Origin of the sequence: Mycolicibacterium stellerae, assembly GCF_003719305.1 — a bacterium.
Lineage (GTDB): Bacteria > Actinomycetota > Actinomycetes > Mycobacteriales > Mycobacteriaceae > Mycobacterium > Mycobacterium stellerae.
On record NZ_RARC01000059.1, the window covers coordinates 1 to 9,576 of the forward strand.

Here is a 9,576-nt window from a genome sequence, read left to right on the forward strand (position 1 = left end):
ATGTGTTGAAGTGACAGAGACACGGCTCGCCGTCGAAATCGCGGCCCGCTTCGGCGCCGATTTCCCCGACGGCGTGCATTACGTCGACCTGGCCCCCGTCACGCGTCCGGAGGTCGTACCGGTGGCCGTCGCGCGCGCTATCGGCCTGCCCGATCAGCCCGGTCGGTCGACGGTGGACAATGTTCTCCGGGCCATCGGTGAGCGGCGCGTGTTGATGGTCCTGGACAACTGCGAACATCTTCTCGAGCCCGTCGCGTCAGTGGTGACCGACCTGCTGGGCGGCTGCCCCGAGTTGCGCCTGCTGGCCACCAGTCGCGAGCCCCTCGGGGTGCCCGGCGAGGTGACCTTCCTGGTGCCGTCGCTGTCGATCGATGACGAGGCGATCGAACTCTTCGCCGACCGTGCCCGCCGAATCCGGCCCGGTTTCGCTGTCTCGGAACGCAATTCGGCTCTCATCGGGGAGATCTGCGGACGCCTCGACGGTATGCCGCTGGCGATCGAACTGGCGGCGGCGCGGGTTCGGGCGCTGTCGTTGGACGACATTCTCGCCAGCCTGCACGACCGGTTCCGGTTGCTGACGGGCGGGGCGCGCACCGCGGTGCGGCGACAACAGACGCTGCGCGCGTCGGTCGACTGGTCGCACGCTCTGCTCACCGATCCCGAGCGGGTGTTGTTCCGTCGGTTGGCGGTATTCCTCGGCGGGTTCGATCTGGACGCGGCCCAGGCCGTCGCCGGTACCAGCGAGGTCGAGCGATATCAGGTGCTGGACCAACTGACGCTGCTGGTGGACAAGTCGCTCGTAGTCGCCGAAAACACCAGCGGCAGAACGCGATACCGACTGCTGGAGACTGTCCGCCAGTACGCTCTGGAGAACCTCGGCGAGTCGGGTGAGGCCGAAGACGTGCGGGCCAGGCACCGCGATCACTACATGGCGGTGGCGGCTGTGCTCGATTCGCCCGCGCGGCCGGACTACCGCGATCATCTCCAACGAATCGACAGCGATATCGACAACCTCAGGGCGGCCTTTCGGTGGAGCCTGGAAACCGGTGACGCAGAGGATGCATTGCGCCTGGCGTCGGCGCTGTTCCCCGTCTGGCAAGACGGCGGCCGCAACGGCGAAGGCCTGGCATGGCTGGAAGCGGCGCTTGGGCGGGAGGCGTCGACGTCACCGGTCGCTCCCGCGGTGCATGCCCGCGCGCTCATCGACCGGGTCATGTTGGTCGCGTGGACCGTGCGGACGGAGAGCCTCGAGGAATCCGAAACGGCTTTGGCGTTGGCGCGCGAGGTCGGTGATCCGGCCCTGGTGATCCGCGGATTGATCGCGCGCGGGGTCAGCACCTATTTCGACGAAGAGATGGCGGCGGCATGCTTTGCCGAGGCTGCCGAACTTGCTCGAGGCCTCGATGATCCATGGATTTGGAGTCAGCTCTATGTGGAGAAGGCCCGTTCCGGGGTCGGCGCCGGGGATCCCGTAGCAGTCCAGGACGCAGCCACGAGGGGCCTGGAAATATCTACGGCTATCGGAAATCACGCGACGACACGGGTGTTCTGCTGGGCTCAAGGTTGGGTGCGCACGTATCAAGGCGACTTGCACGGTGCCCTGATCGAGCTCGATAGGGCGGTCGAAGACGCTGCCGCTGCGCAAAATACGATGTTGCAGCTGTACGCGCTGTTGGTGCAGGGGTTCACGCGAGCGAATCTTGGCGACAGCGACGGCGCGCATGCTTCCGCCGATACGGCTCTCACCGCTGCGGCTGACCTGATGGAGTTCTTCGAGGGCCTGGGTCAAGCGACGGTCGCGGTGGCCTACCAAGCGGCTGGTGATGACGAGGCGGCCGTCCAGACGTATGCCTTGGCGCGCCAACGTTCAGGGCTCAACCGGATGATGGCCGGACTATATGGGTTCTCGGCGCTGGCGCCGCTGGCATGCGGAGACGATCCTCTTGCGCGGGAGTGGGCCGACGACGTTGTCGCGATCACCGGCGGCTGCTACCTGTCGTTCGCGCTGATGACGCGTGCGCAGGTGAGGCTCGCTCAAGGTGAGATGGACGGGGCCGAAGACGACGCGCAGGCTGCGCTCTCGGCTGCGACAGAAACCAGTAGCGAGCTTCGGATGCCGCCGGCACTCGAGTGTCTGGCGACTCTGGCCACGAAGGCGGGAAGCCACCGCGAAGCGGCACGCCTGTTCGGCGCGGCCCAGGCGATGAGGCAGCGCACCGGCGAGGTTCGGTTCCCGAAGTTCGAGGCCGAGTATCGAGCCGGCGTCGACGAACTGCGGGACGTCATGGGCGCCGACGACTTCGAGGCGGCCTTGGCAGAGGGCGCGGCGCTGTCGGCGGGGGAGGCGATCGCCTACGCCAAGCGGGGTCGGGGCGAGCGCAAACGGCCGGCGTCGGGCTGGGCGTCGCTGACGCCGACGGAACTCGATGTGGTGCGGCTGCTCACCGAGGGCCTGCCGAACAAGGACATCGCCACCCGGCTGTTCATCTCGCCGCGCACCGTGGAGACGCACCTCACCCATGTGTACGCCAAGCTCGGCCTGTCGTCGCGTGTGCAACTCGCACAGGAAGCCGCAAGGCACACCTAGTAACCTGGGCCGATGCAGGTCTTGGTCGTCGACAACTACGACAGCTTCGTGTTCAACCTGGTCCAGTACCTCGGCCAGCTGGGCGTCGACGCGCAGGTGTGGCGCAACGACGACGATCGTCTGGCCACCGATGCCGACGTCGCCGCGGTCGCCAACGACTTCGACGGCGTGCTGCTCAGCCCGGGCCCTGGCACGCCCGAGCGCGCAGGCGCGTCCATCCCGCTGGTGAAGGCCTGCGCCGCGACAAAGACCCCGCTACTCGGGGTGTGCCTGGGACACCAGGCGATCGGGGTGGCGTACGGCGGCACCGTCGACCGTGCCCCGGAATTGCTGCACGGCAAGACAAGCACCGTTTTCCACGCCAATGTCGGTGTGCTGCAGGGTCTTCCGGACCCGTTCACCGCGACGCGGTATCACTCGCTGACGATTCTGCCCGATACGGTGCCTGCGGAGCTGGAGGTCACCGCCCGCACCGAGCGCGGGGTCATCATGGGTGTGCGGCACACCGAACTGCCCATCCACGGAGTGCAGTTCCATCCCGAGTCGATCCTCACCGAGGGCGGACACCGGATGCTGGCCAACTGGCTGGCCTACTGTGGCGACGCCCCTGCCGAGTCCCTGGTGCGGACCCTGGAAGACGAGGTCGCAAATACGGTGCGCGCTGCTACGCAGCGAAGCTCAGCGTAATCGTCGCGTCGAACTTCACCGCGCTGCCCGCCGCCGGGCTCTGAGTCACCACGGCGTTGGAGCGCTGTCCACTGTCGCGCGCGTCGGCGCCCCGATCGAGTCCCCCAGTCCAGCCCAGCGCGCGCAGCCGCGGCTCGGCGTCGGTCCAGAACTGTCCGCGAAGGTCGGGCATGGTGAACTGGTTGCACGCAGATCTCTGCATCTGGATCGCCGTGTCGACTGGAACCTGCTGTCCGGCCGGCGGATCGGTACCGACAATCTGACCGCAGGGAGCGGTGTTGTCTACGGGAACCGGAATGAGATTGGTGAACCCGGATGCGGTCAGGATCTGGCGAGCTGAGTCCTCGGTCTGATTCTTGACGTCAGGCACCGCCCTGGCTTCAGGCCCTGACCCGACGACGATGGTGATCTCGTTGGTGATCGCCGACATCTGGTTCGCCGGCGGGAGCGTGCCGACCACTTTGTCCTTGAGCTCGGGCGTCGACGCTGACGGGCTCTGCTTGAACCGGCCGAAGCCCGCGTCTTTGAGTTTCTCGACGCACTGGGCATACGTGATGGTCTGGCAGTCCGGGATCTCGCGCTGTTCGGGACCCGTCGACACGTTGATGGTGATCTCGTCGCCCGCATCCACCGCGGTGCCCGACTCCGGCTCCGTATTGATCACATGATCCGGCTCGACATTCGAATCGGGCTTGGTGAACGTGCGGGTTTTGAAGCCGGCGTTCTGCAGCGCGACCACCGCATCGGCCGACACCTGTCCGCTCACGTCGGGCACCTGCACCGCGCGAGTGCCGCCGCCGATCATGTTGATCGCGATCGTGACCACCACGGTCAGCACTGCCAGCACCGCGACCGCGATGATCCACCGCCCGACCGACTGGCCCCGATCGCGGTCGCCGTAGTTGGCGGGTTGGTGCGCCGGAATCTGCTCGGTCGCAGGCGTTTGGTGCATCGGGCCCGTCGACGCCAACAGTGACGTGCGCTCGGCGTCGGTGAAGACCTTCGGCGCATCGGGTGCCTCGCCGCTGTGCACGCGAATCAAATCTGCGCGCATCTCCGCAGCAGTTTGATACCGGTTGTCGGGGTTCTTGGCCAGCGACTTGAGCACAACGGCGTCCAGCTCGGGCGAGATTCCCGGATGGCGCTGTGACGGCGGAACAGGGTCCTCGCGGACGTGTTGGTACGCGACGGCGACCGGCGTGTCGCCGACGAAAGGCGGTTCGCCGGTGAGGATTTCGTACAGCACGCAACCCAATGAGTAGACGTCGGAGCGGGCGTCGACCTTTTCCCCGCGGGCCTGCTCGGGCGACAGATACTGCGCGGTGCCGATGACCGCGGAGGTCTGCGTGACGCTGTTGGCGTCCGACAACGCGCGGGCGATGCCGAAGTCCATCACCTTCACCGCGCCGGTCTTGCTGATCATGATGTTCGCGGGTTTGACGTCGCGGTGGATGATGCCGTGCTGATGGCTGAAGTTCAGGGCCTGGCACGCATCGGCGATCACCTCGATGGCCCGCTGCGGCTCCATCGGGCCATCGGTGTGCACGATGTCGCGCAGCGTCACGCCCTCGACGAACTCCATCACGATGTAGGGCAGCGGCCCGTTCGGCGTCTCCGCCTCACCGGTGTCGTAGACCGCGACGATCGTCGGATGGTTCAGTGCGGCGGCGTTCTGCGCCTCCCGCCGAAAGCGGAGGTAGAAGCTCGGGTCGCGGGCCAGGTCCGCGCGCAGCACCTTCACCGCTACGTCTCGGTGCAGGCGCGTATCGCGTGCGAGATGGACCTCGGACATGCCTCCGAAGCCAAGAATTTCGCCGAGTTCGTAACGGTCGGACAGGTGTTGCGGGGTGGTCATTCCAATGTCTGTTCTAGATCCGATGACGCCGTCCGTAACTGTGCGGACGGCGCGGTGGCGTTGAGTCGGTATACCCCGATTTGCTGTCCACCATGGCCGACGGACCCCTCACCGGTCCAATCCGGCACTGTGACCAGCGGCGGGGCCCCTTGCGGGGTGGTCTGCGTCACGGTGTCGGTGACTGTTGGCGGCGGGGATTCGCGGTCCTTTTTGTCCTGGGCATTCAGCACGATCAGGATCGCGATCGCGATCGCCAGCGCTCCGAGCACGCCGGCGGCCCACAACAGCGCCCGCTGGCCGGATGAGAACGTCCGTCGCGGCGGGGGTGGACGGTGCCCGCCGGTCGCGGGCCGCGCACGCCCGGCGGTCGCGGGGCCCCGCGCGGTCATCGCGGCGCTCGGCGGAGCGGATCCGACGGCGGTCGGCGCGGCGCGCCCGATGGCGGGTGCCGCATTGGGCCGTGGCGGTCGGCGGCCGGACCGGACGGCGGCCACCGCGTCGGCGAACGGGCCGCCGGAGCGGTACCGCATGCCAGGGTTCTTCACCAGCGTGATCTCGATCAGCTCGCGCACGTTGGGCGGCAGGTCACTCGGCAGAGGGGCGGGCGTCTCCTTGATGTGCTTCATCGCCACCGTAAGGGCACCGTCACCGGTGAACGGCCGCTTGCCCGAAACCACCTCGTAGCCAACGACTCCCAGCGAGTAGACGTCGCTGGCGGCGGTCGCGTCATGGCCCAGCGCCTGCTCCGGTGCGATGTACTGCGCGGTGCCCATGACCATTCCGGTCTGGGTGACCGGTGCGGCGTCGACGGCCTTCGCGATGCCGAAGTCGGTGAGCTTCACCTGACCGGTCGGGGTGATCAGGATGTTGCCCGGCTTGACGTCGCGATGAACCAGGCCCGCGCTGTGGGCGACCTGCAGGGCGCGGCCTGTCTGCTCCAACATGTCCAGTGCGTGCCGCAACGAGAGCCTGCCGGTGCGCTTGATCACCGAGTTGAGCGGCTCGCCGTTCACCAGCTCCATCACCAGGTATGCGGTGCGACCCTCGCCGTCCATATCGGTTTCGCCGTAGTCGTACACGCTGGCGATACCCGAGTGGTTGAGCATGGCGACGGTGCGCGCCTCGGCGCGGAACCGCTCGACGAACTCGGGATCGGACGAGAATTCGGCCTTCAGCACCTTGACCGCAACCCGGCGGCCCAGCCGCGAATCCACGGCCTCCCACACCTGGCCCATGCCGCCAGTGGCGATCAGCCGCTGCAGCCGGTAGCGGCCCGACAGCGTCACTCCGACGCGGGGGCTCATGCCTTGCCTCCCGCTCGCTCCGGTCCTCGCGCGTTCCGCGCTGCGATCCTCACTCGCGCTCGCCTGCGGGGACTCATGTGCCCTCCCGCAGCGCGGCAGCTATGGTCGCCCGGCCGATGGGTGCGGCCAGCGCGCCGCCGGTGGCCGAAAGCCGGTTACCGCCGTTCTCCACGAGCACCGCAACCGCCACCTTGGGCGCGCGGGCAGGCGCGAACGCGATGTACCACGCGTGCGGCGGGGTGTTGCGCGGGTCAGTCCCGTGCTCCGCGGTGCCTGTCTTGGATGCGATCTGCACGCCGGCGATGGCTCCCTTCTGCTGCGTCACCTGCTCGGCGTCGACCATCAAGTCAGTAAGTGTATCGGCGACCTGCCCCGACACTGCACGGCGCTGTTCGCGCGGTGTCGTCGTCGCGATATTCGACAGGTCGGGCCCTTTGAGGCTGTCTACCAGGTACGGCTGCATCGCTACCCCCTTGTTCGCGATGGTGGCGGCCACCAGCGCGTTCTGCAGGGGTGTGAGTGCGACGTCCTTCTGCCCGATGCTCGACATCCCGAGGGCGGCGGCATCGCTGATCGGGCCGACGGTGGACTCGGCGACCTGCAGCGGGATCGGCGCCGGACTGGCGTCCAGGCCGAACGCCTGCGCGGCGGATTTCAGTGCGTCGGCACCGGTGTCGATGCCGAGTTGGACGAATGCGGTGTTGCAGGACTTCGCGAACGCATCCCGCAGCGAAGCCGATGGTCCGCCCCCGCATGGTGTGCCGCCGAAGTTCTCCAACGTTGCGGTGCTGTCCGGCAACGGAATTCGTGCAGCGGACGGCAACTGGGTGTCTGGTGTCGCGCCGGTCTGTAGCGCAGCGGCGGTGGTGATGACCTTGAATGTCGACCCAGGCGGGTATGTCTCCGAGATCGCCCGGTTCAGGAGCGGGTTGCCCGGGTTGTCCCTCAACTGCTGCCAGGCGTCGGTCTGCTCGTTGACGTCGTGGCTGGCCAGCAGGTTGGGGTCGTAGGACGGAGCCGAGATCAGGGCCAGGATCTTCCCGGTCGACGGTTCCAGCGCGACGACGGCACCCGTGCACGGCCCGTTGCAGCCCTCCGCCATCGCGTCCCACGCCGCCTGCTGCACCCGGGGATTGATGGTGGTCGAAACATTGCCGCCGCGCGGATCGCGACCGGTGAAGAAGTCGGCCAGCCTGCGGCCGAACAACCGCTCGTCGGAGCCGTTGAGGATGGTGTCCTCGGCGCGTTCCAGGCCATTGCTCGAGAACCGCAGTGAGTAGAACCCGGTGACGGGCGCGTAGGTGAAGGGATTGGGATAGACCCGCAGGAACCGGAACCTGCCGTCGGTCGACACGGAGTAGGCCAGCAGCTGTCCGCCAGCCGAGATCTGGCCGCGCTGGCGCGAGTACTCGTCGAGCAGCACGCGCTGGTTGCGCGGGTCCGCGCGGAGGCCGTCGGCCGTGAAGACCTGCGTCAGTGTGGCATTGGCGAGCAACAACACGATCAACACCATGATCATGACCGAGATCCGGCGCAGCGAGGTGTTCATACGCGCCCGATCACCTCGGTGCTTGCCGACGCGATCGGCGTCTTGCTGGGCGGCCGGGTCACGATCGGGCGGCGCGCGGAGTGCGAGATTCGGATCAGGATCGCCAGCAGCACGTAGTTGGCCAGCAGCGACGAGCCGCCGTAGGACATCCACGGAGTGGTCAGGCCCGTCAGCGGGATCAGCTTGGTCACGCCACCGACCACGATGAACAACTGAATGGCCAGGGTGGAGGCCAGTCCGGCGGCGAGCAGCTTTCCGAAACTGTCGCGCACCGCGATCGCAGTGCGCAGGCCGCGGATGATGACGATGGTGTACAGCATCAGCACACCGGCCAGCCCGACAAGGCCGAGTTCCTCGCCGACCGCCGCGATGATGAAGTCCGTCGACGCCGCGGGCACCACACCGGGCTGACCGTTGCCAAGACCCGTGCCGAAAATCCCGCCAGTCGCGAAGCTGAACAGCGACTGCACCATCTGGTAGCCGGCACCGTCGGGGTCTGCGAACGGGTCCAACCAGTTCTGCACGCGGACCTGCACGTGGGCGAAAATGTAGTACGCCGTAACGCTTCCCGCCGCGAACAACGCCAGCCCGATGACGACCCAGCTGAATCGTTCGGTCGCCACGTACACCAGTACCAGGAACGACGCGTAGAGAAGAAGCGAGGTGCCGAGGTCCTTCTCGAAGATCATCACGCCGACCGAGATGATCCACGCCGCGAGCAGTGGCGCCAGGTCGCGGGGACGGGGCAGGTCCATACCGAGTACGTGTTTACCGGCACTGGTGAACACGCTGCGTTTGGACACCAACACCGCGGCGAAGAAAATCAGCAGCAGAATTTTGGAGAACTCTGCGGGCTGAATCGAGAAGCCGGGCAACTCAATCCAGATCTTCGCACCGTTCTGCTCCGAGACCGACCGCGGCAGGACAGCGGGGATCGCCAGCAGAACCAGCCCGACGGCACCGCAGACGTAGCCATAGCGGGACAGGATTCGGTGGTCGTGCAGGAAGACCACGACCAACGAGAATGCGATGACCCCGAGAAGAGTCCACAGCATCTGCTGGTTGGCGCTCGGTCCGCGCAGCCCGCCGGCGGTGACGTCGCCCGCGGCAAGGTCCAGGCGGTGAATCATCACCAGCCCCAACCCGTTCAGCAGCGCCACCACAGGCAGCAGCAGCGGGTCGGCGTAGGGCGCGAACCGCCGGATCGTCAGGTGTGCGCCGCCGAACAGCGCCATGTAGGCGAGCGTGTAGGTGGCCAGGTCCCAGCTCAGGCCCTGCTCCTGGTTGGCCTCCACGATGAGCAGAGCCACGGTGGTGATGACGGTGGCGAACCCCAGCAGAAGCAGTTCCGCATTGCGCCGGTTGGGTAACGGCGGCAATACGGTGACGGCTGGCTGGGGTTGTGTCGTCATGACACGGTCCGGCAGGTCTCGCCCGGTTCGGACGGCGGCGGCGGCAGCGCGGTGGCCGTCGGCGACGGGGGAGCGGTGACGGTGGTGGGGGTCTCGCTGGCTCTCATACACATCTGACGCTGCTGACGAAGGCTTCGGTGTCGACCTGGCTCGTGGTCGGTCGGTCATGACACGAAGACAGA

Annotated in this window: 6 protein-coding genes; 2 read left to right on the forward strand and 4 right to left on the reverse strand. The window is 67.1% G+C overall.

Annotated features, from left to right (window positions below):
- A partial coding sequence (locus tag D6M19_RS33590; protein WP_206428708.1) for a helix-turn-helix transcriptional regulator occupies positions 1-2,587 on the forward strand: 2,587 nt, incomplete at its 5' end.
- 12 nt (positions 2,588-2,599) lie between these two features.
- Positions 2,600-3,274, forward strand: a complete 675-nt coding sequence (locus D6M19_RS33595; RefSeq protein ID WP_123029612.1) for an aminodeoxychorismate/anthranilate synthase component II — start codon at positions 2,600-2,602, stop codon at positions 3,272-3,274.
- Here D6M19_RS33595 and pknB read toward each other — a convergent pair.
- The 4 genes from pknB to D6M19_RS33615 form a co-directional block, all read right to left on the reverse strand.
- On the reverse strand, positions 3,252-5,129 hold the full coding sequence (gene pknB / locus D6M19_RS33600) for a Stk1 family PASTA domain-containing Ser/Thr kinase (protein ID WP_123029613.1): 1,878 nt from the start codon (positions 5,127-5,129) through the stop codon (positions 3,252-3,254). The genes D6M19_RS33595 and pknB overlap by 23 nt on opposite strands.
- Positions 5,126-6,433 (reverse strand): protein kinase domain-containing protein, encoded by a 1,308-nt coding sequence (locus D6M19_RS33605; RefSeq protein ID WP_123029614.1) that lies wholly within the window; start codon positions 6,431-6,433, stop codon positions 5,126-5,128. Before D6M19_RS33605 ends, pknB begins: the two co-directional genes overlap by 4 nt.
- 73 nt (positions 6,434-6,506) lie before the next feature.
- Positions 6,507-7,982, reverse strand: a complete 1,476-nt coding sequence (pbpA, locus tag D6M19_RS33610) for a D,D-transpeptidase PbpA (protein ID WP_123029615.1) — start codon at positions 7,980-7,982, stop codon at positions 6,507-6,509.
- Positions 7,979-9,394, reverse strand: a complete 1,416-nt coding sequence (locus D6M19_RS33615; protein WP_123029616.1) for a peptidoglycan glycosyltransferase RodA — start codon at positions 9,392-9,394, stop codon at positions 7,979-7,981. Before D6M19_RS33615 ends, pbpA begins: the two co-directional genes overlap by 4 nt.
- Between the last annotated feature and the right edge of the window lie 182 nt (positions 9,395-9,576).

Coding starts and splice junctions, on each gene's coding strand:
- D6M19_RS33595 (WP_123029612.1), top strand. CDS start 2,600: ATGCAGGTCTTGGTCGTCGACAACTACGACAGCTTCGTGTTCAACCTG.
- pknB (WP_123029613.1), bottom strand. CDS start 5,129: ATGACCACCCCGCAACACCTGTCCGACCGTTACGAACTCGGCGAAATT.
- D6M19_RS33605 (WP_123029614.1), bottom strand. CDS start 6,433: ATGAGCCCCCGCGTCGGAGTGACGCTGTCGGGCCGCTACCGGCTGCAG.
- pbpA (WP_123029615.1), bottom strand. CDS start 7,982: ATGAACACCTCGCTGCGCCGGATCTCGGTCATGATCATGGTGTTGATC.
- D6M19_RS33615 (WP_123029616.1), bottom strand. CDS start 9,394: ATGACGACACAACCCCAGCCAGCCGTCACCGTATTGCCGCCGTTACCC.